At 70.7% G+C, this 25,883-nt stretch carries 24 protein-coding genes; 4 read left to right on the forward strand and 20 right to left on the reverse strand.

Annotated features, from left to right (window positions below; all coding sequences use genetic code 11):
* Nucleotides 1-108 precede the first annotated feature (108 nt).
* Entirely contained in the window at nt 109-1,293 is a 1,185-nt protein-coding gene (locus L942_RS41710; protein ID WP_081655451.1) for an integrase core domain-containing protein, read from the forward strand.
* Between the two features lie 90 nt (nt 1,294-1,383).
* Here L942_RS41710 and L942_RS41715 read toward each other — a convergent pair whose 3' ends face one another.
* The 5 genes from L942_RS41715 to L942_RS41730 form a co-directional block, all read right to left on the reverse strand.
* On the reverse strand, nt 1,384-2,595 hold the full coding sequence (locus tag L942_RS41715) for a glycosyltransferase (RefSeq protein ID WP_037370963.1): 1,212 nt from the start codon (nt 2,593-2,595) through the stop codon (nt 1,384-1,386).
* The gene (locus tag L942_RS41720) at nt 2,595-3,527 is read right to left on the reverse strand and encodes a glycosyltransferase (RefSeq protein WP_037370965.1); all 933 of its coding nucleotides are present in this window, start codon (nt 3,525-3,527) and stop codon (nt 2,595-2,597) included. Before L942_RS41720 ends, L942_RS41715 begins: the two co-directional genes overlap by 1 nt.
* Before the next feature lie 163 nt (nt 3,528-3,690).
* Nucleotides 3,691-3,867: a hypothetical protein gene (locus L942_RS44760; protein WP_158684620.1), complete on the reverse strand. Its 177-nt coding sequence runs from the start codon at nt 3,865-3,867 to the stop codon at nt 3,691-3,693.
* On the reverse strand, nt 3,864-5,066 hold the full coding sequence (locus L942_RS41725; protein WP_037370967.1) for an alcohol dehydrogenase catalytic domain-containing protein: 1,203 nt from the start codon (nt 5,064-5,066) through the stop codon (nt 3,864-3,866). The genes L942_RS44760 and L942_RS41725 overlap by 4 nt, the downstream gene beginning before the upstream one ends.
* Nucleotides 5,067-5,088: 22 nt before the next feature.
* A complete protein-coding gene (locus L942_RS41730; protein ID WP_051166620.1) occupies nt 5,089-5,541 on the reverse strand; it encodes a hypothetical protein in 453 nt (150 codons plus the stop codon).
* A gap of 122 nt (nt 5,542-5,663) precedes the next feature.
* On the opposite strand from L942_RS41730, the gene L942_RS41735 reads away from it, so the two are divergent.
* Entirely contained in the window at nt 5,664-8,048 is a 2,385-nt protein-coding gene (locus tag L942_RS41735; RefSeq protein WP_037370968.1) for a molybdopterin oxidoreductase family protein, read from the forward strand.
* A gap of 4 nt (nt 8,049-8,052) precedes the next feature.
* Here the strand turns inward: L942_RS41735 and L942_RS41740 are convergent, their stop codons facing one another.
* The gene (locus tag L942_RS41740) at nt 8,053-10,083 is read right to left on the reverse strand and encodes a CocE/NonD family hydrolase (protein WP_037370969.1); all 2,031 of its coding nucleotides are present in this window, start codon (nt 10,081-10,083) and stop codon (nt 8,053-8,055) included.
* 72 nt (nt 10,084-10,155) lie between these two features.
* On the opposite strand from L942_RS41740, the gene L942_RS41745 reads away from it, so the two are divergent.
* Nucleotides 10,156-11,046, forward strand: a complete 891-nt coding sequence (locus L942_RS41745) for an alpha/beta hydrolase (RefSeq protein ID WP_037370970.1) — start codon at nt 10,156-10,158, stop codon at nt 11,044-11,046.
* Nucleotides 11,047-11,055: 9 nt separating this feature from the next.
* Here L942_RS41745 and L942_RS41750 read toward each other — a convergent pair whose 3' ends face one another.
* From L942_RS41750 to L942_RS41765, 4 genes are all read right to left on the reverse strand, one after another.
* Nucleotides 11,056-11,292 carry a DUF2188 domain-containing protein gene (locus L942_RS41750; RefSeq protein ID WP_037370971.1) on the reverse strand — a complete coding sequence of 79 codons (237 nt, stop codon included), beginning with the start codon at nt 11,290-11,292 and terminating at the stop codon, nt 11,056-11,058.
* A gap of 16 nt (nt 11,293-11,308) precedes the next feature.
* Nucleotides 11,309-12,580: an ATP-grasp domain-containing protein gene (locus L942_RS41755; RefSeq protein WP_037370973.1), complete on the reverse strand. Its 1,272-nt coding sequence runs from the start codon at nt 12,578-12,580 to the stop codon at nt 11,309-11,311.
* Between the two features lie 22 nt (nt 12,581-12,602).
* Nucleotides 12,603-13,163 (reverse strand): hemerythrin domain-containing protein, encoded by a 561-nt coding sequence (locus L942_RS41760; protein WP_037370974.1) that lies wholly within the window; start codon nt 13,161-13,163, stop codon nt 12,603-12,605.
* Nucleotides 13,164-13,232: 69 nt separating this feature from the next.
* Entirely contained in the window at nt 13,233-13,688 is a 456-nt protein-coding gene (locus tag L942_RS41765) for a MarR family winged helix-turn-helix transcriptional regulator (protein WP_037370975.1), read from the reverse strand.
* Between the two features lie 75 nt (nt 13,689-13,763).
* On the opposite strand from L942_RS41765, the gene L942_RS41770 reads away from it, so the two are divergent.
* Complete coding sequence (locus L942_RS41770; protein ID WP_037370977.1) at nt 13,764-14,621, forward strand: LLM class flavin-dependent oxidoreductase; 858 nt, start codon at nt 13,764-13,766, stop codon at nt 14,619-14,621.
* 49 nt (nt 14,622-14,670) lie between these two features.
* On the opposite strand, the gene L942_RS41775 is transcribed toward L942_RS41770, so the two are convergent.
* The 10 genes from L942_RS41775 to L942_RS41820 are packed head-to-tail and all read right to left on the reverse strand — an operon-like array spanning nt 14,671 to nt 25,206.
* Nucleotides 14,671-15,441 carry a maleate cis-trans isomerase family protein gene (locus L942_RS41775; RefSeq protein ID WP_037370978.1) on the reverse strand — a complete coding sequence of 257 codons (771 nt, stop codon included), beginning with the start codon at nt 15,439-15,441 and terminating at the stop codon, nt 14,671-14,673.
* Entirely contained in the window at nt 15,438-16,484 is a 1,047-nt protein-coding gene (locus L942_RS41780) for a leucyl aminopeptidase (protein ID WP_037370979.1), read from the reverse strand. Before L942_RS41780 ends, L942_RS41775 begins: the two co-directional genes overlap by 4 nt.
* A 57-nt stretch (nt 16,485-16,541) precedes the next feature.
* Nucleotides 16,542-17,384 carry an alpha/beta fold hydrolase gene (locus L942_RS41785; protein WP_037370981.1) on the reverse strand — a complete coding sequence of 281 codons (843 nt, stop codon included), beginning with the start codon at nt 17,382-17,384 and terminating at the stop codon, nt 16,542-16,544.
* 19 nt (nt 17,385-17,403) lie between these two features.
* Nucleotides 17,404-18,063, reverse strand: a complete 660-nt coding sequence (locus L942_RS41790; protein ID WP_037370982.1) for an isochorismatase family protein — start codon at nt 18,061-18,063, stop codon at nt 17,404-17,406.
* Complete coding sequence (locus L942_RS41795; RefSeq protein WP_037370983.1) at nt 18,050-18,697, reverse strand: SRPBCC family protein; 648 nt, start codon at nt 18,695-18,697, stop codon at nt 18,050-18,052. Before L942_RS41795 ends, L942_RS41790 begins: the two co-directional genes overlap by 14 nt.
* Entirely contained in the window at nt 18,694-19,200 is a 507-nt protein-coding gene (locus tag L942_RS41800; RefSeq protein ID WP_037370985.1) for a (2Fe-2S)-binding protein, read from the reverse strand. Before L942_RS41800 ends, L942_RS41795 begins: the two co-directional genes overlap by 4 nt.
* Nucleotides 19,197-21,599 (reverse strand): xanthine dehydrogenase family protein molybdopterin-binding subunit, encoded by a 2,403-nt coding sequence (locus L942_RS41805; RefSeq protein ID WP_037370986.1) that lies wholly within the window; start codon nt 21,597-21,599, stop codon nt 19,197-19,199. Before L942_RS41805 ends, L942_RS41800 begins: the two co-directional genes overlap by 4 nt.
* A complete protein-coding gene (locus L942_RS41810; protein WP_037370987.1) occupies nt 21,599-22,477 on the reverse strand; it encodes an FAD binding domain-containing protein in 879 nt (292 codons plus the stop codon). Before L942_RS41810 ends, L942_RS41805 begins: the two co-directional genes overlap by 1 nt.
* Nucleotides 22,478-22,502: 25 nt before the next feature.
* Nucleotides 22,503-23,897: an MFS transporter gene (locus L942_RS41815; protein WP_037370988.1), complete on the reverse strand. Its 1,395-nt coding sequence runs from the start codon at nt 23,895-23,897 to the stop codon at nt 22,503-22,505.
* Nucleotides 23,898-23,937: 40 nt separating this feature from the next.
* The gene (locus L942_RS41820; protein WP_037370990.1) at nt 23,938-25,206 is read right to left on the reverse strand and encodes an FAD-dependent monooxygenase; all 1,269 of its coding nucleotides are present in this window, start codon (nt 25,204-25,206) and stop codon (nt 23,938-23,940) included.
* Between the last annotated feature and the right edge of the window lie 677 nt (nt 25,207-25,883).

The following is a 25,883-nucleotide window of genomic DNA, read 5'->3' on the forward strand; positions in this document are numbered from 1 at the left end:
TGTTGAGTCGCAGCTGATGTGACACAGTTTGTGTCTCTCGGCATGTGACGCACCCGGGTCGGGTGATGTTCGGGGTTTGTCGCTTGATCAGCGTTGTGGTTGCTGGCCATGACGCGGAAACGAGCGAAGATGCTGCTGATGGACGCGACATTGGTGGTTCAGGCGAAGCTGGGGAACGTGTCGGAGTGGTGCCGGGCCAACGGCGTCGACCGGCGGACGTTCTATCGGCACCGCGCGCGGATCGAGGCCGAGGGGTCGTGGGTTCCGCGGTCGCGGCGGCCGAAGACCTCCCCGCACGCGACGCCGGAGCCGGTGGTCGCCGAGATCGTGCGGTTGCGCGCCGAACTGGTCCCGGACAACGGCGCCGACCCGATCCGCGACGCCCTGGCGGTGCTGGCCGCCGAGCAGGACTGGGCCGAACGCGGGTGGCGGGTGCCGGCGCGGGCCACGGTCAACCGGGTCCTGGCCCGCGCCGGGCTCGCCGAGCGCAACCCGCGCAAGCGGCCGAAGTCCTCGCTGCGCCGTTTCGCCTACGCCTGCCCGCGCGACTGCTACCAGATCGACGCCACCGAGGTCGTCCTCGCCGGGGGCACGAAAGCGGTCGTGTTCGACGTGCTCGACGACTGCACCCGCACGCTCGTGGCCTGCCTCGCCGCCCAGGCCGAGACCGCCGACGCCGCGATCGCCGCGGTCACCGCCGCCGCGCGCGACTACGGCGCACCCGGGATCGTGTTGTGCGACAACGGATCCGCGTTCACATCCCGGCTGCGCAACCCCGCCGCCGGGCCCTCGGGGTTCACCCGCGTCGTCACCGGCTGGGGCAGCAGGATCATCCACTCCAGCCCGTACCACCCCCAGACCTGCGGCAAAGTCGAACGCCACCACCAGACCCTCAAACGCTGGCTCGCCCGCCAGCCCGCCCCGGCCACGCTGGCCGAGCTGCAAACCCTGCTCGACGCCTACCGCGCCCGCTACAACAACCGCCCCCACAGCGCCCTCGACCGCGCCACCCCGCACCACGCCTGGACCGCCGCCGAACACCACGGCGGACCCGGACACCCGCCCGCCCAGACCGACGCCACCGTCCACACCCTCACCGTCAACGCCCAAGGCCTCGTCCAACTCGGCAAACGCGCACGCATCCGCATCGGCACCACCCACGCCCGGCACACCGTCACCATCATCCGCGACGGCGACCGCGCCACCGCCTACACCAGCAACGGCGACCCCATCGGACACATCCACCTCGACCACACCAAGCGCTACCAAGGCACCCTCACCCCAGCCGCCTAACATGAGACACAACAACCGAGACAACCCTGCGACAGATCAACCGAGACACAACACGGAAGCAGCTTCCGTCAGGGTTCCCCTCACGAACAGTCAGCGCACCGCGGCCCACTCGGATTGCTTCGCTGGCACCGCTTTTTCGTACGCCCGCACGGTCTCGGCGGCGATCCGGTCCCACGAGTACCGCGCCCGGACCCGCTCCTGCCCGGCCGTCCCCAGCGCCTCCAGTTCAGCGGGTTCGTCCAGCAACGCCCGCAACCGGGTCGCCAGCCGGGACGGATCGCGCGGCGGCACCAGGCGGCCGGTGATCCCGTCCACCACGGTGTCCGTCAAGCCGCCCACCGCGGCGGCCACCACCGGCACCCCGCAGGCCATCGCTTCCAGGGGAACGATCCCGAACGGCTCGTACCACGGCGTGCACAGCACCGCGTCCGCCGAACGCAACAGCGCCGGCATCTCCGCCCGGCTCACCTGACCCGCCAGATGCACCCGGTCCGCCACCCTGAACCGCTCCGCCAGCCGGCGCAACCGCTGCGCCTCGGGGTCCCGGGAGAGCGCCCCGGAAGCCGGTCCGCCCGCGATCACCAGTTCCGTCTCCGGCACCCGCGCGAGCGCGGCGATCGCCAGGTCGAAACCCTTGCGCGGCACCAGCCTCCCGACCGAAACCAGCCGTTTGGGCGCGGTCCGCGGCGCGGCCGGGCCGCCGGTGCCGAACCGGCCCAGGTCGACCCCGCACGGCACCACCGAAATCCGCTGCCGCGGCACGCCTTGGCGAGCCAATTCGAACACTTCGTCCGAACAGGTCGCGACGATCCGGTCGACCTGCTTGCCGACCATCCGCTCCAGCCGGATCCGGTCCGGCGGGCTCGTGTCGGCGTCGCCCTGATGCCGCCGCTTCACGACGCCGAGCGCGTGGAAAGTCTGCACCGTCGGCACGCCGGCCTCGCGCGCGGCGAGAACAGTGGCCACGCCGGACATCCAGAAGTGCGCGTGCGCCACGTCCGGCGCGTCCTCGGTCCACCGGTCGCGCAGCCAGCTGCCGAATTCCCCCATGTGCGGCAAGAGTTCGTCCTTCGGCAGCCGCCGCGCCGGGCCGGCCGGGACGTGCACGACCCGGTAGCCCGCCGGGGTCTCCACCGTCTCGGGCGTGTCCTGGTCGTCGCGTCGCGTGTAGACAGTGACATCGTGGCCGCCGCGCGCCAGCGCCGCGGAAAGGTCTGCCACGTGGACGTTCTGGCCGCCCGCGTCCTCCTCCCCCAGCGCGGCGAGCGGGCTGGCGTGTTCGGACACCATCGAGATCCTCATCAGACTCCTTCCGCAGCGGGGACGGTTTCGGCCAGCAGGCGGTCCCAGCGGGACAAGAACGCGTCGAGACCGAAGTGGGCCAGGGCGTGTTCGCGGGCCGCCTTCCCGGCCAGCACGGCGAAATCCGGTTCGTGCACCAGCTCGCGGAATTTCCGCGCGAGCACTTCGATGTCGGCCGAGCACACCCCGGCGTCCGGGGGCACCGCCGAGGGAGCTTCCGTGGAGGCGACCGCGACGACCGGCATGCCCAGGTGCATCGCCTCCAGCAGCGACAGGCCGAGCGACGTCCAGCGCGCGGTGTGCAGATACACGCGGTGCCGGGCCAGCTCGTCGTGCAGCCGCGGCGGACGGACATCGCCTTGTCCGCCGGGCAGACCTTCAGTGCCCATGCCGAACACGTTCACCGGCGCGATTTCGCGGAACGCGGGCAGCAGATCGGCCCCGGTCACGCGGGCGCGGCGGCGCGGTTCGTTGATCATCGCCGCGCCCGCGGGCAGCTCGCCGGTGTAGCGCTCGCCGGGGTCCGGGATGCCGTGCGGGACGACGACCACCGGCGCGATCCCGTTGTCCCACATGAGCGCGTTGTACGAGGTGACGTGCACGATCGGCACCTCGTCCTGCCCGGCCATCGGATGCCGGGACACCGCGGCGCCGTGCCGGGGCGCGTTGTGCTCGACGTACACCATCGGCACCCGCGACCCCAGCTGCGGCCGCACGAACGCGGCTTCCTCCGGCCGCTGAAGCACGACCACGTCCGGCCGGGCGTCCGCGAGCCGGTCGACCGGCACCTCGGTCGCCGAGGGCCAGTCCCGCCCCGCCAGCCCGAGCCCCCAGGGCGCGCCGTCCGGGCTCGCCGGGACGAAGTACTCGTGGCGGCCGCGGACGAACGCGTCGGTCCACGAGCCGTGCACGTGCCAGAGCAAGATCCGCATGGAGGTCGGCTTATCCGCGCCGCGGGGACGTTAAACCAGGCGAGCTGCCGGGTACCCCGGATCGGCTTTCGCCGCGGAAGCCGCCGCCCAGCCGAGGGAACCGACCTTTCCGCTGACTCCGGACGTCCGGAACCCGCTCCGCCGCGATCATCGGCCGCCTCGGTCAACTCTCGCCGCGGAAATTGTCGCCCAGCTGAGGATGCCCGCGCTTCGACCGGCCTTCCTCGTCCTCCAGCGGGCTCTCCGGCTCCGGCCGCCGGGGCGGGCGCTCCTCGTCGTCGTCCACCTGGGTCCGGCGCGGGTTCGCCGTCTGGGGTTCGCGCGGGCGTTCGTCCGTCATGCCGCCTCCAGCACCGTCTTGAGCCAGCCTTCTTCGCGCCGGTCGAACGACTCGTACGCCTCGATCGCCGCCGTCGGCTCCTCGCGGCGGGTGATGAACGCGGTCGGGTCGACGACGTCCGTGCGCACCAGGTCCAGCAGCTCCGGCAGGTAGCGGCGATGGTTGCAGTTGCCCAGGTGGACCGTGAGGTTCTTGTTCATCGCGGTCCCGAACGGGAAGCCCTCGAACCCCGGCGGATACACCCCGATCACGCCGATGCTGCCCGCCTTGGCGACCGCGTCCACCGCCCAGCGCGCGGCCTGGCTCGGCGCGTCGCCGGGAACCCACAGGTCGCCGTCCGGAGACGCGTCCGGCGCGACCTCCGCTCGTTCCCGCTCGAAGCGCGCGGTCTCGGTCGGCGCCGCGGGGCCGGTCTTGGGCCGTTCCGCGTCCACGCCGACCGCGTCGATCACCCGGTCCACGCCGATGCCGCCGGTCAGTTCGCGGACGAGCGCGACCGGGTCGTCCTCGTTGAAGTCGATCGTCTCGGCGTTCTGTTCGCGCGCCTTGTCCAGCCTGGACGCGATGCCGTCGACCGCGAACACCCGGCCCGCGCCCTGCCGTTTCGCCGACGCGATCGCGAACTGGCCGACCACCCCGGCGCCGAGCACCAGGACGCTGTCCCCTCGGCTGACCTCGGCCAGCCGGGCGCCGAACCACGCGGTCGGGAAGATGTCGGACAGCAGGATCGCGCGGTCGTCGCTCACCGCGTCCGGGATCCGGACCAGCGAGGTCATCGCGAACGGCACCCGCGCGTACTCGGCCTGCAGCCCGTCGACCGAGCCGGTGGCCTCCGGCCCGCCGAAGAAGCAGGTGCCCGCGGACGGGCCGTTCGGGTTCGCGCGGTCGCATTGCGCGTAGTAGCCGGAGCGGCAGTAGGAACACGTGCCGCAGGAGATGGTCGACGGGATCACCACGCGGTCGCCGGGCGAAAACCCGCGCACCGCGGGCCCGACCTCTTCGACGACGCCCACCCCCTCGTGCCCGAGCACGGTCCCTTCGGCCATCCCGGGCATGGTGCCGCGCACCAGGTGCAGGTCGGTGCCGCAAATCGCGCTGCGGGTGATCCGCACGATCGCGTCGCTGGGTTCGAGGATTTTCGGGTCGGGCATCTCGTCGAGCCGGATGTCCCCGGTTCCGTGCCACACCACTGCCTTCACTGCGTTCTCTCCTTGTCGGAAGTCACCAATCCGGGCGGCGCACCGCGGGAAGCCGGTCGAGCGCCGCCGCCACCGCCGCGGCGACCCCCGGTTCGGTCAGCGGAGCGCCGGCCGCGCCGTGCGGGAGCACCTCGACCTCGACGCCGGCCTCGCGGGCCGAGGCGACGCGGGTGCCGTACGCGGCGAACCAGTCGCCGGACGCGCGGCCGTTGCCCTCCGGGTCGGGCCCGACGAGCAGCACGGACCGCACCGCGTCCGGGTGCCGTTCGGCCAGCCGCAACGCGACCGGCGCCAACTGTCCGGCCGCGACGACGTCGGCCAGCGGCTTGGCGCCAGCGGCCTGTTCGAGCAGCGCGGGGGCCTCCTCCGGCGGACAGGGCACGACCTGGTGCTCCGGAGCCGCCTGCTGCCAGCCGGGAGGAACCTCGTCTCGGGCCCCTTCGTCCAGGATTACGAGCATCCGCTGCTCAGCCATCTGCCAGGACCTCCTTCGCGCGCTTCTTCCCGGCGCGTACCCGAGGGGCCGGGGGCGAAACCCGGAGTTTGGCCGCCGCCTGCCGGGGTATCCCCGCGGGTCGGCCGAGCAAGGGAGACAGGGTGCGGGACGGAATCGCCGAGCCATGGGGCACGCGCACGCCGTACGGGCCGGGCGGGGACTGGCCGGTGCGGGTGGACTGCCACCTCGCCGACGACCTGGAGGTGGGCGAGGTCGACCGCTGGGTCCGCACCGCCGCGGTCCTGCATTCGAACGGCGACGGCCTCGACCTCGCGGTGAAGGACGGCCGGATCGCCGGCGTGCGCGGCCGGGTCGACGACCGCGTCAACCGCGGCCGGCTCGACCCCAAGGACCTCTTCGGCTGGCAGGCCAACAACGCGCCGGACCGGCTCGCCACCCCGCTCGTGCGCGACCGCGGCGTGCTCCGCGAGTCCACTTGGGACGAAGCGATGGACCGGATCGTCCAGCGCAGCCGCGCACTGCTCGCCACCGAAGGGCCGAACTCGCTCGGCTTCTACACCAGCGGGCAGCTGTTCGCCGAGGAGTACTACACGCTGGCGGCGATCGCCCGCGGCGGGCTCGGCACGAACCACCTCGACGGCAACACCCGGTTGTGCACCGCGACCGCGGGCGAAGCGCTGAAGGAAAGCTTCGGCTGCGACGGCCAGCCGTCCTCCTACACCGACATCGACCACGCCGACGTCATCGCCCTGTTCGGGCACAACGTCGCCGCGACGCAACCGGTGCTGTGGTCCCGCATCCTCGACCGGCTCGCCGGGCCGCGACCGCCGCGCTTGCTCTGTGTCGATCCGCGGAAGACCCCGGTCGCGGAGGCTGCCGAGCTGCATCTGGCCCCGCTTCCCGGCACGAATGTCGCGCTGATGAACGGAATTCTGCACGAGGTCGTCCACCACGGATGGTGCGACGACGCCTGGATCGAGCAGCACACCGTGGGCTACGACGATCTCGTCAAGGTCGTCCGCGACTATCCGCCCGAGCGCGCGGCGTCGATCTGCGGGGTCCCCGCGGACGAGATCCGGGCCGCGGCGAGGCTGGTCGGCACCGCCGACCGGCTGCTGTGCACGGTGCTGCAAGGGTTCTACCAATCGCACCAGGCGACCGCCGCTTCGGTGCAGGTGAACAACCTCGTGCTGCTGCGCGGGATGCTGGGCAAGCCCGGCTGCGGCGTGCTGCAGATGAACGGCCAGCCGACCGCCGAGAACACCCGCGAATGCGGCGCGGACGGCGACCTCACCGGGTTCCGGAACTGGAACAACGACGCGCACGTGGCCCAGCTGGCAGAACTGTGGAACGTGCCGATGACGCAGATCCCGCACGACGGCCCGCCCACCCACCTGATGAAGATGCTCGACCTCGCCGAGAGCGGCGACCTGCGCTTCTGGTGGATCTCCGCGACCAACCCGGCGGTGTCGCTGCCCGAACTCGCGCGGGTCCGGAAAATTCTCGGCCAGGACCGCCTTTTCCTCGTCGTGCAGGACGCGTTCCCCACCGAAACCACCGAATTCGCCGACGTGGTGCTGCCGGCGGCGATGTGGGGCGAGAAAACCGGCACGCTCACGAACGCCGACCGCACCGTGCATCTGTCCGAGAAAGCGGTCGACCCGCCCGGGCAAGCGCGGCCGGACCTCGACATCTTCCTCGACTACGCGCGCCGGATGGACCTTCGCGACCGCGACGGCGCCGCCTTCCCGCCATGGCACGACGCCGAATCCGCTTACGCTGCTTGGCAAAAGGCGTCCGCCGGACGTCCTTGTGACTACAGTGGACTGTCCTATGAGAAGCTTCGCGTGGTCAGCGGAGTCCAATGGCCGGTGGACGACGCCCATCCGGACGGCACCGAGCGGCTTTACGCCGACGGCAGGTTCTTCGCCGATCCCGACTACTGCGAGGAATACGGCAAGGATCTGCACACCGGCGAGCCGGTCCAGCCGGAGGAGTACCGGGAATACAATCCGCACGGCAAGGCGATGCTCAAACCCGCCGAATACCTCGTGCCGAAGGAACCGCCCAGCGCCGGCTACCCATTCTCGCTGATCACCGGACGGACCCTGTACCACTTCCACACCCGGACCAAGACCGGCCGCGTGCCGCAGCTGGAAACCGCTGCCCCGGAGGTGTGGGTCGAACTGTCCTGCCGGGACGCCGAACGCGCCGGGATCGCCGAGGGCGACCTGATCGAGATCCGCACCCCGCGCGGGCGCGTGCACGCCAAGGCGCGGCCGTGCGGGATCCGCGACGGGGTGCTGTTCCTGCCCTTCCATTACGGCTACTGGGACACCGCCGACCCGACCGGCGCGGACGGCGTCCGGGCGGCCAACGAGCTGACCGTCACGGACTGGGATCCGGCCTCGAAGCAACCGCTGTTCAAGACAGCCGCCGCGGCGCTGCGCAAGGTCTCCGACGGGATCGCGAAGGAGACCCTCGCGCTCGGCGACCGGGCGGTGTCCGAACAGCTCGTGCGCTGACCCGTCAGAGCAGGTCGCGCGGTACTCGCCGATGCCAGTTCCGCGACACCAGCCGCCGGTCCCCCTCGTACCCGTCCAGCCGGGCGTCGATCACGAACTCCTCCGGCGTGCAGGCGACCCGCGTGTACGTCTCCGTCCGGACCAGCCAGTCGTCCCGTTCGAAGGTCACCGTCCACGCGGTTTCCGCGGCCGGGGAACAGAAATCGTCCGCGACCCACGTGTAGCGCTCGTGCACGTCCCGGGTGATTTCCAGGTCGATGTCGTCGTAGCGGATCGTGCCGGAGTTCTTCACGACGTCCAGCGCCGAGTGGTACTCGACGAGGTCCCGCGACACCGTCCACTTCTGCTCCGGCCGGCTCACCTGCGTGGTCGGCAGCGGTGGCGTCCCTTCCGGCTCGCCGAACTCGTCCGGGGCGACCTCGTCCGGTTCGCCGGTCGGCCGCACCGGCAGCGTCAGCGCGCTGGCCCCGGTCCGCACGGCGAGCGTGACCGGTTTCGGCGGCGGCCACGCGAGCGGCCAGTACGAAGTGGACAGTGCGAGCCGGATCCGGTGGCCGGCCGGAAACGCTTGCGCCACCCCGTTCAGCTCGAAGTCCACAGTGCACTCTTCGCCCGGGGTCAGCGGTTTCGGCTCCTCGTGGCCGTCTCGGTGCGTCAGGTTCAGCAGGCCGTAGGTCACCCGGGTCGCCCGGCCGTCCGGCGCGACGTCCGACAGCCGCGCAGCCACCATCGCAACCGGCTGGTCCGCCGAAACCCGCAGCCGCACCACCGGCGCGCCGAGGATTTCGCACCGCTCGGTGAGCACGTCGGTATCGAACACGAGCGACCCGCCGTCCTCCTCGCGCTGGTCGTAGGGCAGGTCCGGCGGCGCGCTGTACGAAGCCCATTTCCCGGCGAACTGCCCGACCGACAACGGCGACGCGACCGTCAGCGGCTCCTCGGCGACCGGCTCGCCGGGCTGGGCGAGCCGGTGCCGGGCCAAGGCGTACTCCGTGGGCCGGACGTGCGGCGAAGGCCATTCCGCCTCCCCGACCCACCGGCCGGGGCGGTCCTCATAGGACGTCGACGGCGGGACGCTCTCCTGCATCCAGGTGCGCAGGACCGGACCGTCCATCACGCCGTTCTCGACGCCCTTGAGCCAGTGGTCCCACCAGCGCACGACTTCCTGCAGGTAGCCGATCGCCGGACCCGGTTCGCCGAGGTGCGGGTACTTGTGCGACCACGGCCCGATCAGCCCTCGGCACGGCACGTCGAGGTTCGCCAGCAGCCGGGTGACCGCGTTGGAGTACCCGTCGGCCCAGCCGCTGGAGGCGAGCACCGGGCACTGCACGCCGGAATAGTCCTCGGAAACCGAAGCGTGCCGCCAGTAGCTGTCGCGCCGCTGGTGCCGCAGCCACTGTTCGGCCCACAGGCTGCAGTTTTCCAGCCGTTCCCGCCACATCTCCCGCCAGCGGTCCCCCACCAGCGCCGGGTCGGGCGGCATCGTCGCCTCGCCGAACATCGTGCCGGACTCGGCGATGTTGTCCGACAGCAGGCAGCCGCCCATGTAGTGCATGTCGTCGGCGAACCGGTCGTCGGTGAACGAGGAAATCACGATCGCGCCGAGGCTCGGCGGCTTGCGCGCGGCGACCTGCAGCGCCGCGAACCCGCCCCAGGAAATGCCCATCATGCCGGTGCGCCCGTCGCACCACGGCCGGTCGGCGAGCCAGGCCAGCACGTCCTCGGCGTCCTGTTGTTCCCGCTCCAGGTATTCGTCCGCGAGCACGCCTTCCGATTCGCCGGAGCCGCGCAGGTCGACGCACACGCAGGCGTAGCCGTGCCCGGCGAGATAGGGGTGGTGGATCGAGTCGCGGACGGAGGTCAGGTCTCGCTTGCGGTACGGGATGTACTCGACGATCCCCGGCACGGGCAGCGATTCCGATCCGGCGGGCCGCCAGATCCGCGCCGCCAGCCGGGTGCCGTCCGAAACCGGGATCCGGACGTCCTCGTCCTCCATGATCTCGTACGGCAGCGAGGGAAGAGCGCGCGTGATCATGCCTGCCGGGTACCCGGAGCCGCGCGTCCGAAACGGTGTTGCCCGCGGGCGGAGAACGGGTACCCGTTGCGCATGATCAGCATGAAAGCCCAGCTGTATCAGGCCTACCTGCGCGCGACCCGGCAGAAGGCCTTTTACGACAACGCCCGCGTGCTGCACCAGCGCCTGCACCGCCACCAGCGGCCGTCGCAAGCCCGGCCGCCGCGGAAGCTGCGCAAGCACTTCGACCTCGAGCACCGCGAGGTGCGCGGGTTCCCGTGCTGGACCGTGCGGCCGCGCACCAAGGCCGGGCTGCATGTGTTCCACCTGCACGGCGGCGGTTACGTCGAGGAAATCGAGTCCCACCACTGGGAGTTCGCCGCCGACCTGGCGCGCCGGCTCGGCTGCACGGTCACGCTGCCGATCTACCCGCTCGTCCCGCGGCACAGCAACGTCGAGACGCTCCCGATGGTGCAGGCCGCGTTCGAGAAGACGCTCGGTTCCGAACCGGCGGACAGCGTGGTGCTGTCCGGAGATTCCGCGGGAGCCGCGCTCGCCCTGTCGATCGCGCAGCGGCTGCGGGACGAGGGCAGGCCACAGCCGAAACAGACGATCCTCCTCTCGCCGTGGCTCGACGTGACGCTCGAAGACCCGATTTCGGTCGTCCTGGACGAACACGACCCGATGCTCGGCATCACCGGCCTGCGCGAGGCGGGGAAAATGTACGCGGAGGGCACCGATCCGCACGATCCGCGGATCAGCCCGCTGTACGCGGACCTCAGCGGGCTCGGCCCGTTCAGCCTGTTCATCGGCACCCGGGACGTGCTTCTCCCGGACGCCCGCCGGTTCGCCGACCGCGCTCGCGACGCCGGGATCGACGTCGACTACGCCGAGTACCCCGGCATGTTCCACAACTGGATCATGCAGCAGATCCCCGAGGGCCGGCAGGCACGCAACCACCTCGAACGCATCCTGCGCCGGTAAGGCGCGGCGTCACTCCGGCTCCGGCGGGAGCGGCACGCCGCGGCGACTGGTGCGGTAGTCGTCGCGGCGGGCCACTTTCCCGTCCTCGGTGCGGACAATGTGGACAGACTGTCGGGCCTTCGCCATGTGCCGTCCCGTTTTCACCGCTTCCTCCCGGGACTTCGCCGTGTTCGCCGCGCGCTGATGTCCCTCCACGCGGTTCTTCCACAGCCGGTTCTCATACAGCGTCTCGACGTCGCCCTCCACCGTCTGTCCCTCCTGGTCAGTCCTCGAACTCGAACCGCAGCCGTTCCTCGCACTGCTCGTACTTCGCCTCGAGTTCGTCCTGGCTGTCCGCCCCGATGATCAGTTCCGCCAGCTCGAACGAATAGCTGTCCTGCTCCGGAAGCTCCGACAGCCGCTGGCCTTCGGCCGGCGTGACCGACACGGTCGTGCCGCCGAGTTGCTCGCACAGCGTGGCGATCTCCGCCTGCGCCGGAATCCGGGTCACCACCGCGTCGCCGTCGAAGCGGCGCAGGTAGCAGCGCCCGGCGATGCGGTACTGGCCGCGCCCGCGCGGGAAGCGCGGCTCCTGGCCGAGCCCGAGCCGGACCATGATTTCGTGGTTGGCCACGCCGTCGACCAGCTCGAACAGCTCAGCGTGCGACTGCGAGTGCCGGGGGTTGATCTCCAGCAGGCACACCTGCCCGGACTGCGGGTCGCAGAAGAACTCGATGCTGAACGTGCCGTTCTCGTAGCCGACCTGGCGCATCACGCGCTCGGCGACGTCGAACATCCGCCGGACGGTCTCGTCCGGCAGCTGCGACGGGTACTGGTGCCGCAGAAACGAAGACCGACCGGGGAAATCGACCGAATCCAGCGCGGCGTACAGGTGCACCTCGCCCTTCCAGACGTACCCCTCGACCGCCGCCTGCACCCCGTGCAGCTCGGATTCGGCCAGGCACGCCGCCCCGCCGACCTCGGCGATCTCGCGCGGCAGATTGACCTGGCGCAGCACGTCCTCGAACGGGTCCCCGACCCGTCCGACACCCTCCCGCAGTTCTTCGGCCGCCTTCGCGAAGCCCTGCTTGTCCCGCACGTGGAACGCCAGTTCCGACGAGAACCCCTTGACCGGTTTGAGCCACATCGGGAAGTCCACTCCCGGCGGCGGCTGCGGGTCCCCGTCCAGGTCGACGATGCCGAACGGCGGCAGTTCGTCGATCACCTTCCGCTGTTCGAGCCTGCTCCAGTACTTGTGCTCGCATTTGAGCACCGCCGGCAGCGGCACGTGCGGGAGGCCGTGCTCCTCGCACAGCAGCGGGGCCATGGTGGCGGCCGGGAAATCCCAGTAGGACACGATCGCGGCGGGCTCGCCGTCGAAATCGTCCAGCTGCTGGCGGGCCTTCTGCATCAGGTCCGGGAAGTCGATCTCCCCGTGCTGCAGTTCGTCGGGGCTGAGCAGCGGGCGGAACCGCAGCCCGGCCGCCGACGGGAGTCTTTTCAGGATGCGCTCGTTCTCCTCGTCAAGCCCGAGCACGAACACGTCGTCTGTCATCGTTCCGCTCTTCCCGTCGGGTTCAGCTCTTCCGGCCGGCCAGCGCGTCGCGGATCTTGTCGACGATCGCCGCGCCCGGCGCGAGGACCAGATTCGCCGGCGGCTTGCTCGGCGCGTGCGGATGCGGCCTCGTCGGCGCGATCTTCTTCGCCGCCAGCACCCGCTCCCCCAGCTGGTCCAGCTCGTCGGCCGAACACGCCTCGCGCAGCCGCGGCAGCAGGTCGGTTTCCTCGTCCTTGATGTGGTGGCGGACGTCGGCGATGAGCTTGCCGAGCAGTTCCTCGTAGTCCGGCTCGCCCGGCTTCTTCCGCTCGAGCTGCTTCATCACCCTCTCCGCCTCGGCGTGCTCCTCGATCTCGTGGTCGGCGATCCGGTCGCCGTCGTCGAGGTGCTTGCGCGCCGCCGGGTACATGAGCTGCTCCTCGGCGACCGAATGCCGGACCAGCTCGGCGATCACGTGGTCGACCACGTCTTTCCGGTTGCCCGCCCCGGGTTCGCGCTCGAGTTCGGCGAAGACCCGCTCCACGTCGCGGTGGTCGTCGGTGATCACGGTGATCAGGTCGGTCCTGCTGGGTGCGGCCATGCTGCCTCCTCGGGTGTCGGGAAACCTCCGGTTACCCGTTGTGCCGCACGGCAACCACCCGAACCGGAACTACCCGGCCGGCCGCGCCCGGTCGTCCGCGACCACCACCCGCCGCAGCAGGGAGATCAGCGTCTCGCGTTCTTTCGCGGACAGCTCGGCGAGCAACACGTCCTGCGAGCGCTCCGCCTCCTTCTTCAACTCCCGCGTCAGCGTCTTCCCGGCGCCGGTGAGCGTGACGCGCTGCCGCCGCCGGTCGTCCGGGTCGCGTTCGCGGCCGACGAGGCCCCGCCGCTCCAGTTCGTCCAGGTAGCCCACGAGGTGGCTGCGGTTGAGGCCGAGCCGGTCGGCGAGCGCGTGCTGCGCCAGCGGCCCGAAGTCGGAAAGCCCGGCCAGCACGGCGAAATGCGGCAGCCGGAGGTCGTGCGCTTCGAGCGCGGCGACCAGCTCCCGCCGGCCGATCCGCGCGACGTGCCCGGCGAGGTACGAGGGCAGCGCGAGCAGGGTCGGCGGGCGCAGTTCGTCCATGCCGGGATCCTACCCGCTGGACAGATATCATTCCATCGCGTAATCATGTCGCCATGACACGAGTTCGGACCTCCCATGCCTGACTACCGCCACGACCTCCAGTTCGGCGTCATCCTCCTGCCGGAAGCCGCCACGCCCGACGCGGCCGCCCGCCTCGCCGAAGCCGCCGACCAGGCCGGTCTCGACCTGCTCAGCGTGCCGGACCACCCGTACCGGCCGGACCTGCTCGACGCGTGGACCGTGCTGAGCGTCGTCGCGGCACGCACCGAACGCATCCGCGTGTTTCCCAACGTCGCCAACCTGCCGCTGCGCCCGCCTGCCGTGCTCGCCCGCTCGGCGGCGAGCCTCGACCTGCTCACCGGCGGCCGCGCCGAACTCGCCCTCGGCGCGGGCGCGTACTGGGACGAGATCGCCGCACAAGGCGGACCGCGGCACACCCCCGGCGAAGCCTTCGCCGCGCTGACCGAAGCGATCGACGTCGTCCGTGCACTGTGGACGCCTGGGCCGCCCGCGACGGTTCCCGGCGGCCACCACCGGCTCACCGGCACGCCGCCCGGGCCGTTTCCGGCGCACCGGATGGAAATCTGGCTCGGCGCGCTCGGCCCGCGGATGCTGCGGCTGATCGGCCGCGCCGCGGACGGCTGGCTGCCGAGCCTGACCCGAGTCCCGCCGGATCGCCTGGCCGCCGCGAACGCGCTCATCGACGACGTGGCCCGCGAGGCAGGCCGTTCCCCTGGCGACATCCGCCGGCTGTACAACCTGCCGGGGATTCCGTCCGACGATGCCGGCGCCTGGGCCGGGCAACTCGCCGAACTGGCGCTCACGCACGGGATGAGCGCGTTCCTCCTGTCCGTCGACTCCGCGGACGCGATCCGGTTGTTCGCCCGGGAAGTCGCGCCGCGGGTGCGGGAACTGGTGGCTGCCCGCCGGTGAGAACGCGGCAGAACCCCGAGGACCGGCTCTGCCCTCGGGGTTCCGCGGACTAAGCCGCCTGCGTCGCCGGCACCTTCCCGCTCAGCAGATGCCCCGCGTTCGGCACCTCCGGCTTGAGGCCGAGCTCGCCGAGAATCCGGAACGTCGTAGCCGTAGCCGCCGACAGCACCGGAATCCCCACCGCGTCCTGCACCGGCTGGATCGACGGCAGCGACGGCATCTGCACGCACGCCGACAACACCAGCGCGTCCGCGCGCGACAAGTCCAGTTTCCGGTAGTGCGCGAGAAGATCCGCCGGATCCAGCCGGGCCACCGCCAGGTTGTCCGGCACCTCCAGCGAGAGCGAATCGACCACCTCGACGCCGGCGTCCTCCAGATACTCGACAACCGCCTGGGTCAAGGGCTTCAGGTACGGCGTCACGATCGCGACCCGCTTCGCCTCCAGCGCGGCGATCCCGGACAACAGGGCGCCCGCCGACGAAACCACCGGCGCGTCGGAGCCTTCTGTGCGCAACGCCGACGCGATCGAATCCTCGGCGGTGCAGTGATAGCCCGGGCCCTGCGCCATGATCGCGACCAGACAGGCAGTCGCCACGACGCCCGGTCGCGCGTCCGCCAGTTCGGTCGCCGCGCGTTCAGCTTGGGCGTTCATCGCCCGAAGCTGCTCCGGCGTCACGTGCTGCATCCGCGCGCGGGCAGAGTGGAAGACGAACCGGTCCTCCGGATAGCGCTCCTCGCGAGCCCGCAGCATCCGCGGCAGCTCGGTTTCCATGGTCAGGTTGGAGCTCGGGACGATCATCCCGATGTGGTGGTCGGTCATCGCTTCGCCGCCGGGCGCATGTCCTTCACGGTCAGCTCGCCCGCGTCGACGATCAGCTCGTCGTCGAGGTACAGGCTGTTGCCGCGCATCGGGATGTCGAAGTGGCACGCCGTGTCGTTCGGGCCGCCGAGTTCGTTGTTCGGGCCGATCGAGAACATCACGTTGCCGTAGAAGCTGCGCAGTTCCATGCCCATGCCGCCGGGGAACTGGGTCAGGCCGTGCCAGTGCGCCCGCTCGTCGAGACCCCAGCCGACGTGCGACATGCCGTAGCCGCGCGGGTCGTGGAAGGACTCGATGTAGCTGCGCAGCAGGTCGGCGTCGAGGCCGGACGAGCCCGCGCCGCCGCGGATGTCCTGGATGAAGCCCTTTTCGATGGTCAGCTCGACCGGCGTCTGCACGTAGGTGTTGAACGGCAGCAGCACGTCGCCGGGCGCGAGCACGATCTTGCCGTCCACGCCGTCGTCGGAACCGCCGGTGAACACGAACGCCGCGGGCCAGTGGTCCCAGCGGCCGGGCTGGTCGGTGTAGCCGTACTCGCTCATCGTCGGGTACACGCCGAGCTGGTACGTCACGTCGGTTCCGTGCGGGCTGGTGATCCGCATGGTCTTGGCCTTGGCCAGCAGTTCCGCGCCGATCTCGACGCGCTCCCGCAGTTCCTTCGTCGGCATCAGCCGGGCCAGCAGCTCAGGCGGTTCGACGGCGGTCAGGATCCGCGTGCCGGCCGCCTGGATCGCGAACTGCTCCGCGCTGAACAGCAGGAACGTGCAGTCGACGACCATGTCCGCGGCCTTCAGCGCGTCCACCGCGAGCGGCAGCTGGTCCAGGCCGGACTGCCCGACCGCCCACGCGCCGGACGCGCTCGCCGGCGACGGCAGGCGCAGGTGATAGGTCGCCGCGCCGAGTTGCTGGGCGGCCCAGAGGAAGGCGTCCGCGTACTCGGCGCGCTCGGCGCCGCGCGTCAGCACGACGACCGTCTCGCCCTCGTGCACGCCGGAAAAAGTCAGCTGGCGCAAGCAGATGTCGTTGAACAGGTTCTGGTCCATGGCGACCTCCTTGATTGTCCGAATACGGATTGTCCGGGTACGAAAAAACCGCCGGGGCTAGCGAGCGAGCAGGTCTTTCAGCGCCGAGCGCAGCGCCCGCAGTGCGGGCCGGGGTTCGTCCCAGAAGAGCATGTGCCCGGCGTTGTCGATCCCGACCAGCGGATGCGCCGGGTTGGCCCGCTTCAGCGCGGTAACGTCCTCCGGCGTCACCACGGGACTGTCCTTTCCGAACAGCAGCACCGCCGGACCGGCGAGCTTTTCCCACAGCGGAGGGAATTCCTCGGACTCGAAACCCGCGTGCGTCGCGGCGATCGCGGTCCGGGAGCACGACGCGAGCCATCCGGCACGAAGCTCCTGCTCCCGGCGCGGCCACCGGGGCCACGAGGCGGCGACCTCGTCCGCGTCGGTGCCGCACTGGGCCTGCTCCAGCTGAGCGGCGAAAGTGTCCAAAGCGGTCGGATAGGGCCGGCCCGCGTGGCTCATCGGCGGGTCCGCCAGGACAACGCCTTGTGCGGAAGGCGCTGCCTTGGCGGCGATCCGCGCGCCCATCGAGTGGCCGAACAGCAGCGGCGCGGACAGGTTCAGCTGGTCGATGACCGCTTCGACGTCGGCGGCGTAGGCGTCGAGGTCGTAGCCGGGTCCGTCGTCGGACAGGCCGCGGCCGCGGACGTCGAGCACCAACGGACGGACCAGGTCGGTCAGCTCGCGGGCGACGAAGTCCATGGTGATCGCCGGGCTGGTGATCCCGGGCAGCACCACGAGCGGGACGCCGTCGGCCGGGCCGTAGTCGAGGAGGTGCAGCCGGAGCGAACCGGACCGCACCCAGACGCTGGTCGCCGGGACGTTCGCCAGTTCGGCGAGCGCGGGCTGGGTCAGCACCCGGTCGGACACTGCGGACATGCGGGAACTCCTTCCGGGTTCAGCGGGCCTTGGCGAGCAGCTCGACGCCCTCGCCCAGGCCGATGACGTCGGCGTATTTCGCTTGCAGGTCAAAGAGAGCGCCGTCGTGCGGTCCGCGGGCCCGGTCGCCGCAGGCCTCGCGGACGACGAGCGTGTCGAACCCGGACTGCACGGAATCGACCGCGGTGGCCCGCACACAGCCCGAGGTCGTCGCGCCGCAGATCAGCACGGTGTCCGCGGCCAGACCGGCGAGCAGCGCGGCAAGGCTCGTCCCGTGGAACGCGGAGGCGCCCTTCTTGACGATCAGATGGTCGGTGTCGCGCCGTTCCAGCCGCGGATCGAGCGCTGCTTCGGCGCTTCCGTCGCGCAGGCTGCGCATGCCGGGTGCCTTGCGCAGCCACGCGATCGCGTCGCCGTCCGCCTCGGCGGGGGTGTAGCTGATCGCGGTGTACACGACCGGCGCCCCGCTCTCGTGTGCGGCCCGGACCAGCGCGGCAGCCGCTTCGACCTCCGCGGAAAGGTCTGCGCCGGAGGGGAATTCCGGCTCGGTGAAGCCGCGGGTCAGGTCGACCACGACGAGCACCGGCGCGGTTCCTCTCGGCACCGCGGCACCGAAACCCGCCCGGGCGTAAGTCTGGTCAGTCTCGGCGCCGTGCAGTCCGTTCTCAGGCGCGTTCACGCAGCAGCTCCTTGATCAGTTTGTGCTGCGACCGGACCCGGCCGAGCAGCCAGCCCTGGAACAGCCCGAGCGCGCCCGCCGCGACGACTGGGAGATACCGCTTCGCGTCGGGCGGCAGCAGCATCGCCAACCCATCGAGGGAATCCGAGGCGGGGGCAGCGGCAGCCGGGGCTGGTTCTGGGCTGGTGCCGTCGTTTTCCAGCAACGCACCGAGATTCTGCGCGAACTGCTGCAGGATCCGGTTCGACACCGTGCTGATCGCGCCCTTGCCGAACTGCGCGATCTTGCCCCGCACCACCAGATCGGTGTGCAGGTTCAGCGAGGAGCCCTTCGGACCGGGCACGAGCGTCAAGGTGACGTCCGCTTCGGCGTCGCCGTTGCCGTGGCTGTCCGCGCCTCGCGCCGACAGCCGCAGCCGCCGCTCGCCCTCGGCGATTTCGGTGAACCGGACCTTGCCCGCGTACGCGGCGCTGACCGGGCCGACCTTGAACTTGACCTTGCCCAGGTACGACTCGCCGTCGCGGCCCTCCAGCACCGCGCCGGGCAGGCAGCCCGCGACCCGCTCGACGTCGTTGAGCAGCGCGAAGACCGTGTCCGGATCGCCGGGAAGGTCAAGGGTGTTCTCGAGAATCATCGGACCGCGTCCTCTTTCCTGCCGGATCCGGCGCACCGCTTCGCGGCGGTCGCCTCGATCGCGTCCACAATGGTCTGATAGCCGGTGCAGCGGCACAGATTCGCCGACACCGCCTCGCGGATGTCCTCGCGCGTCGGCGACGGTTGCTGGGCGAGGAATCCCTCGGCGAGCATGAGGAACCCGGGCGTGCAGAAACCGCACTGCAGGCCGTGGTGTTCGGAAAACGCCTGCTGCAGATCGTTCGGCTCCTCCGGGGTGCCGAGGTCTTCGACGGTCCGGATCGCGCAGCCTTCGGCTTGCACGGCGTACATCAAGCAGGCGCGCACCGGTTCGCCGTCGACCAGGATCGTGCACGCCCCGCACACGCCGTGCTCGCAGCCGACGTGCGTGCCGGTGAGGCCCACGTGGTGCCGGAGCACGTCGAGCAGCGTCCACCGGGGTTCGACGAGCAGTTCGTGCTCCTCGCCGTTGACGGTCAAGACGATCAGCTGTTTGTCGGTCATCCGCGGGTTCCCGCTTTCTCCCGGTCGGCCAGGTCAGGCACAGCGAGCGCGGCGAGGACGGCCTCGGGGTGGATCGGGGTCTGCTCCAGCTGGACCCCGGTGCGCCAGAGGAGGTCGTTGACCGCGTTGAGCACCGCGGCGGGCGCGCCGATCGTGCCGCCCTCCCCGGCTCCCTTCGCGCCGCTTTCGGTGAAGGCGCACGGGGTTTCGAGGTGATCGACGGTGATGTCGGGGATCTCCGCGGCGGTCGGCACGAGGTAGTCGATGAAGCTCGCGGCCGACGGTTCGCCGTTCTCGGCGTAGGTGACCTCCTCGAACAGCGCGCCGGCGATGCCCTGGGCGATCCCGCCGCGCGCCTGTCCGTCGACCACCTTCGGGTTGATCACGACGCCGCAGTCCTCGACGCAGGCGTAACGGAGGATTTCGACCTGCCCGGTGCCCGGATCGGCCTCGACGACCACCGCGTGGGTGGCGTTGGAGAACGTGCCGTCGCCGGGGACGTCGAACGCCGCGGTGGCGGTGAGCGTCGGTTCGGCCTCCTTGGGCAGCAGGTGGCTGCGCAGGTACGCGACGTCGGCGATTTCCTCGAACGAAAGCCGCCGGCCCGGGTCGTCGAGCTGGATCACTCCCCCGTCGCCGTCGAGGCCGACGTTCTCGACGCGGGTGTCCATCAGGTGCGCCGCGATCAGGCAGAGCTGCTCGCCGAGCCGGGTCGCCGCGGTCGCCACCGCGGAGCCGCCGATGGTCACCGAGCGCGACGCGAAAGTGCCCCAGCCGTAGGAAATCCGCTCGGTGTCGCCCTGCCGGAGCTTGACCTTGGCGAGGTCGACGCCGAGCCGTTCCGCGACGATCTGCGCGAACGTCGTCTCGTGCGACTGCCCGTGGTTCACCGTGCCGCTCGTGACCACGATCGAACCGGTGAGGTCCATCCGGATCTCGCTCACGTCGAACCCCGGGACGACGGTCATCTTCCGCTTCGCGAACGCTTCCGAGCCGTAGCCGGTGCGCTCGGAAAAGCAGCTGTAGCCGATGCCGACGTACGGGTTCTTCTCGCGCAGGTCGTACCAGCCCTCGTCGCGGAGGATCTTCTCCCCCAGCTCCAGCGATTCGAGGTAGCTGCCGGGATCGTAGGTGACCTTGTTGACGCCCGTGTACGGGAACTCGGTGATCACGTTGCGCCGGCGGATCTCGACCGGGTCGAGGCCGAGCCGGCGCGCGGCCAGGTCCATGATCCGCTCCATCACCAGGACGTACTGCGGCCGGCTGACCCCGCGGTACGGGGCGGTCGGCGCTTTGTTGCTCGTGATCGCCCTTGCCCGCACCCGGTAAGCCGGGACCCGGTACACCGACGGCATTTCCGCGGCCGCCATCAGCGGTTCGATGCCGACGGTGAACGGATAGCACGAGTACGCGCCCATGTCGCAGACGATGTCGGATTCCAGCGCGGTCAGCTCGCCGTCCGGAGTGAACGCGGCGCGGGTGCGGTACCGCTGCTCGCGCGCGAGGAACCCGGACGCGAGGGCTTCGCCGCGGTCCTCGATCCACTTCACCGGGCGCCGCAGCCGTTTCGCCGCCGCCGCGACCGCGATTTCCTCCCGCCCGACCACGCATTTCTGCCCGAAGCCGCCGCCCATGTCCGGGACCACCACGCGCACCGAACGCTCCGGAATCCGCAGCGACCGCGCCAGCACGGTGCGGACCTGGTGCGGCACCTGGCTGCACGTCTGGACGAGAAGCTGGTCGTCGCGGTCGTCCCAGGACGCCACCGCGCCGCGCGTTTCCAGCGGCAACGCGTTCTGCCGGCCGCTGCGGGTGACGAGTTCGATCACGCACCCGTCCGCGAACGCCTCGTCCACGCCGGGCGTGTCGAACGCCGTGACGTCGAGCAGCACGTTGCTCGGCGCGTCCTCGTGCACCAGCGGCGCGTCCTCGGCGAGCGCGGTCTCCTCGGACACCACAGCGTCGAGGACCTCGTAACTCACCTGCGCGGCCTCGATGCCGTCCTCGACCGCGTACGGATCCTTCGCGACGACCAGTGCGATCGGCTCGCCGACGAACCGCACCTTGCCGCGCGCGAGGATCGGCATCGTGGTCGGGGTGAACTCCTCGGGCGGGCGGTCCAGCAGCGCGACCATGTCGCCGAGCTGGAGGTCTTCCGCCGAGTACGCGGCCACGACGCCGTCCACCTCGCGAACGGCGCTCAGGTCGAGTTCGGTGATCTTGCCGTGCGCGACGGTCGCGCGCACGAATCCGGCGTGGAGCATGCCGGGGAGGTGGACGTCGTCGACGAACCGTCCCCGGCCGGTGACCAGCCGCGGGTCCTCGCGCCGGCGCACGGACGCGCCGATCCACTTGCCGCCCCGGCCGTCGAACCGGGGTTCTCCGGGCTTGCCCGTCATCACCGCTCTCCCTTTTCCCACGCCTGGCCCAAACTCCGTGCCACCAACGTCCTCGTCAACGCGCGCCGGTAGTCCGCGCTCCCTTGTGCGTCGCTCCGCGGATCGATCGCCTCCGCCGCCGCCCGGCCGCACGCGGCGAACAACTCCGGCCCGGGCGCACCGCCCGCCAGGACCGCCTCGGCCTCCGGAATCCGCAGCGGCGCGGGCGCGACCCCGCCGAGCACCACGCGGCCGCCTCCCAGCGACCCGTCCGCGCGCTGCTCGAGCGTCACCGCCGCCGCGACCGTCGCGAAATCCCCGGCACGGCGGGAAAACTCGGTCAACGCGGCCTTCGGCGCCGCCCGGGTGAAGCGCACCTCGGTGACGACCTCGTCCGCCTCCACCGCGGTCGCGTAGAAGCCGTAGAACATCTCGCCGGCCGGGATTTCGCGGCGGCCGTCCGGGCCTTCGGCGACGATCACGGCGTCCAGCAGCAGCGCGAGCACGCACCACTCCGCGGTCGCGTCGCCGTGGACGAGGCTCCCGCCGACCGTGCCGCGGGACCGGATCGGCAGGTGCCCGACATACCGCATCGCCTCCGCCAGCACCGCGAAACCCGGGCCGAGCTGGGCCAGCTCGACCTGGCGGTGCGTCGTCATCGCGCCGATGCGCAGCGCCGTGCCGGTGTGCGCGATCCCCGTCATCCCCGGCAGGTTCCGCAGCCGCCCGAGGTCGACCAGGTCGCTCGGGCGGGCCAGGCGGAAGCTCATCATCGGCATCAGGCTCTGCCCGCCCGCGATCGCCTTCGGCTCCCGCCCTTGCCCGGCGAGGTCGGAAAGCAGGCCGACGGCGTCGGCGACGTCGTGCGCCCGATGGTAGGCGAACGCGGCGGGCTTCATGCGATTTCCTTTCCAGGCAAGTGGATCAGACCGCGTCCAGTTCGGACTGGTGCGGTGCGGGCGCGGCCTCGTCGTCGATCCGGTCCAGCTCCCGGCCCCGGGTTTCCGGCGCGCAGAAGACCATGAACACCACCGCTCCGACGACGAGCAGGCCGAGCAGCGTGAACGTCAGCGGCAGGCCGAACACCGGCCACAGCACGCTGCCGAACAGCAACGGCGCGAACCCGGTGACCGCCCGGCTCGACGACGACGCCCAGCCGAAGCCCGACGCGCGCAGCTCGGTCGGGTAGAGCTCGGACACGAAGGCGTACATCACCGGAATGACCACGAGCGAGAACAGGCCGAACGCGCCGATCGCCACCACCGCGGCCCCGGCCGAGCCGAGCACCAGCGAGAAAATCACCAGCGTGACCGCGGCCAGCGGCCCGGCAGCGGCGATCACCCGCTTGCGGCCGATGCGGTCCACCAGCAACACCGCCACCACGACGCCGACGATACCGAGCGCGTTCATCAAAGTGGTCGAAGCGAACGCGGCGATCTCGCCGAATCCCCGCGCCTTGAGGATCGACGGCATCCAGCTGAGCGCGGCGTAGTACACCAGCATCACGGTGATGAACAGCGCCCAGGCGACCCCGGTGACTTTCGGGCTGTACGCCCAGACCCGGCGCAGCTGGTCGACCGCCGCGAAAAGCCCGCCGCCGCGCTTGTCTTCCTGAATCGCCGGCGGAATCCGATACGGTTCCTTCGGCGCGCCGGTCCGTTCGACGAGATTGTCGATGACCAGCCGGGCTTCCGCCTCGCGCCCCTTGCGCACCAGATACAGCGGCGATTCCGGAACTCCGCGACGGGCCCAGAACAGCAGCACGGCGGGCAGGATCATCAGCACCAGCATCCACCGCCAGTTCCCGGAAACCGGAACCAGCAGCGTCGCCGACGCCCCGGCGAGCGTGGTGCCGACCGGCCACCAACCGTCCATTGCGGACAGCACGCGCCCGCGCTGCTTGCGCGGCGAGAACTCGCTGACGATCGCGTAGTCCACCGGAATGCAGCCGCCGAGCCCGACTCCGGCGAGGAACCGCAGCAGCAGGAACACTTCGATGTTCGGCGACAGCGCGGCGAACACCGAGAAGAACGCGAACAGCAGCAACGTGATGCTGAACGCCCGCTTGCGCCCGATCCGGTCCGCGACCGTGCCCCAGGCGACCGCCCCCACCGCCATGCCGATCAGGTTCGCGGTGGCGACGAATCCGCGCTGCGTGGCCGACAGCCCGAATTCCGTGCCCACCAACGGGGTGAGGAATCCGTTCAGCGCCACGTCCCAGGCGTCGAACATGTAGCCGAGTCCGCCGATGAGGAAGATCTTGCCCTGGACGCGCCAGCGCCACGGCAAGTCCTGGACCACCTGGTCTCCGGTACGCATAGCCTTTGCTCCTTTGCGAAGTCTGCGTGTTCCGTGCGTGCTATCGGGCGAACTGGTAGTGGATCGATTCGTTGTCCGGGTCGTTGAGCGGAGTCCCGTTCCACAGCCAGTCGTAGGACACGTCGGACTCGCCGTCGAAGCTCCGCAGCTTCTCGTCGCGCTCGCGCTGCTCCGGACCGTCGGGCAGGTGGTAGAATCTCATGTTCCGCAAGGACGCGTCCTGCACCATCCCGGCATGCTTCGCGCGCCGGTGCACATACCGGGCCAAGGCGTGGTTGATCCCCTCGCGAGTCGCCTGCCCCAGCTCCTCGGCGAGAACCGCCCCGTCCTCCATCGCCTGCGACGCGCCCTGCGCCTGGTACGGAAGCATTGCGTGGCAAGCGTCTCCGAGCAACGCGACGCGCCCGTCCACCCACACCGGATCGCGGCGGCGCCGGTACATCGCCCAGACCGAGACGTCGTCCTTGGCCTTGGCCAGCATCGCCGGCACGCGGTCGTCCCAATCGGAATACTCCGCCGCGAGCTGCTCCGCGCTGGCCGGCGCGCTCCAGTTCTTCTCGACGTCCTCCGTGCACGGCACGATCGCCACCACGTTCAGGTACTCGCCGCCGCGGATCAGGTAGTGCACCAGGTGTTTGTCCGGCCCGTACCAAATCGTGGAGTGATACCGGTCGACGAGGAACCGCGTCGCCGGGTCCGCCGCGATCGAATCGCCCGGAATCAACGCCCGGTACGCCATCTCGCCGGAGAACGCGAGCGTGTCGTCGAAGCCGGCGAGATCCCTTACCGCGGAACGAATCCCGTCCGCCCCCACGACGAGATCGCCCTCGAACCGCCGCCCGTCCTCGGTGAGCACGGCAGGCCGCTCCGGATTCCGGCGGTCGAGATCCACCACCTTGGCCGCGGTCGCCACCCGCACGACCGGCCCCGCCCCGTCCGGATCGACGCACGCCCGCAGCAGAACGGAATGCAGATCCGCGCGGTGGTAATGCCAATAGGGCGCACCGTACTTGTCGACGACCCGCTGCCCGAGCGGCAACTGCGCGATAATGCTGCCGTCGGCCCACCGCCGCCGAACCTGATCCTGCGGCTCGCACCGCACCTTCTGCAACTCGGCCCGCAACCCGAGCCCGATCAGGATCCGGCTGGCATTGGGAGCCGTCTGGATCCCGGCCCCGATCTCGCCGAGCTGCGGCGCCGCTTCGACCACGGTGACCCGCAATCCGCGCTGCCGCAACGACAAGGCAGCACAAAGCCCGCCCAACCCGCCGCCGGCGACCACTACCTCGAAAGACTGACTCGCCGCCACCTGCTCGACCTCCTACCCGCTAGCCGCCTCCGCGCACCCGTTCTCCGGATGCGGTTAATCCGAACACGGATTATCCGAACACGCAATAGTCGGGCGGGAAAATTCCCGGAAGCTCGGTGCTTTGGCCGCGCTCGGCGCCTCGGCGGTCACCGAGCGAGGCGATGCGGCCCCACTGCGCCACCGGGCGAGTCAGATCCTCCGGCGCGTCCGGTGAAGGGACCTTCCACGACCCCCGTACGCTTTCACGCCGAGAGGCATTCGGCGCGTCTCACACACCCAGCTTCACATCGGGTTCTCTCTCCGCAGCACGGGATGCGGCGGACTCCCCGCCGCGATACCCCGCCACCCGATGCGACACCTCGGCCAAACGAGCCCCCGCCAAGGTCCGTGAAGGGCCCCTTGAGGGAATCTGATTCCCTCAAGGAGTCCTTCACGGACCTCCACACCGCGCTCCCGCCGACGCACCCCCCCTGCCGAGCAACCGCATTGCTGCCCGCGAACCCGATGCGCGAGCCGCACACCCGACCGCAGCCACGCACCTAACCCACCCGCGCCCCAGCCCCGCCCGCAGCCGCCGCGCCCACCTCGGCCCGACCCCAGCCGCCGCACTCACCCCGCCCGCCCTCACCCAACCGCAGCCGCCGCACTCACCTCGGCCCGACCGCAGCCACCGCACT

The organism is Amycolatopsis orientalis DSM 43388 (assembly GCF_000411975.1).
Lineage (GTDB): Bacteria > Actinomycetota > Actinomycetes > Mycobacteriales > Pseudonocardiaceae > Amycolatopsis > Amycolatopsis orientalis_D.

Bases quoted from the DNA above. Each gene is read 5' to 3' on its own strand.
- L942_RS41710 (WP_081655451.1), top strand. From the start codon at position 109: ATGACGCGGAAACGAGCGAAGATGCTGCTGATGGACGCGACATTGGTG.
- L942_RS41715 (WP_037370963.1), bottom strand. From the start codon at position 2,595: ATGAGGATCTCGATGGTGTCCGAACACGCCAGCCCGCTCGCCGCGCTG.
- L942_RS41720 (WP_037370965.1), bottom strand. From the start codon at position 3,527: ATGCGGATCTTGCTCTGGCACGTGCACGGCTCGTGGACCGACGCGTTC.
- L942_RS44760 (WP_158684620.1), bottom strand. From the start codon at position 3,867: ATGACGGACGAACGCCCGCGCGAACCCCAGACGGCGAACCCGCGCCGG.
- L942_RS41730 (WP_051166620.1), bottom strand. From the start codon at position 5,541: ATGGCTGAGCAGCGGATGCTCGTAATCCTGGACGAAGGGGCCCGAGAC.
- L942_RS41740 (WP_037370969.1), bottom strand. From the start codon at position 10,083: ATGATCACGCGCGCTCTTCCCTCGCTGCCGTACGAGATCATGGAGGAC.
- L942_RS41745 (WP_037370970.1), top strand. From the start codon at position 10,156: ATGATCAGCATGAAAGCCCAGCTGTATCAGGCCTACCTGCGCGCGACC.
- L942_RS41755 (WP_037370973.1), bottom strand. From the start codon at position 12,580: ATGACAGACGACGTGTTCGTGCTCGGGCTTGACGAGGAGAACGAGCGC.
- L942_RS41760 (WP_037370974.1), bottom strand. From the start codon at position 13,163: ATGGCCGCACCCAGCAGGACCGACCTGATCACCGTGATCACCGACGAC.
- L942_RS41765 (WP_037370975.1), bottom strand. From the start codon at position 13,688: ATGGACGAACTGCGCCCGCCGACCCTGCTCGCGCTGCCCTCGTACCTC.
- L942_RS41770 (WP_037370977.1), top strand. From the start codon at position 13,764: ATGCCTGACTACCGCCACGACCTCCAGTTCGGCGTCATCCTCCTGCCG.
- L942_RS41775 (WP_037370978.1), bottom strand. From the start codon at position 15,441: ATGACCGACCACCACATCGGGATGATCGTCCCGAGCTCCAACCTGACC.
- L942_RS41780 (WP_037370979.1), bottom strand. From the start codon at position 16,484: ATGGACCAGAACCTGTTCAACGACATCTGCTTGCGCCAGCTGACTTTT.
- L942_RS41785 (WP_037370981.1), bottom strand. From the start codon at position 17,384: ATGTCCGCAGTGTCCGACCGGGTGCTGACCCAGCCCGCGCTCGCCGAA.
- L942_RS41795 (WP_037370983.1), bottom strand. From the start codon at position 18,697: ATGATTCTCGAGAACACCCTTGACCTTCCCGGCGATCCGGACACGGTC.
- L942_RS41800 (WP_037370985.1), bottom strand. From the start codon at position 19,200: ATGACCGACAAACAGCTGATCGTCTTGACCGTCAACGGCGAGGAGCAC.
- L942_RS41805 (WP_037370986.1), bottom strand. From the start codon at position 21,599: ATGACGGGCAAGCCCGGAGAACCCCGGTTCGACGGCCGGGGCGGCAAG.
- L942_RS41810 (WP_037370987.1), bottom strand. From the start codon at position 22,477: ATGAAGCCCGCCGCGTTCGCCTACCATCGGGCGCACGACGTCGCCGAC.
- L942_RS41815 (WP_037370988.1), bottom strand. From the start codon at position 23,897: ATGCGTACCGGAGACCAGGTGGTCCAGGACTTGCCGTGGCGCTGGCGC.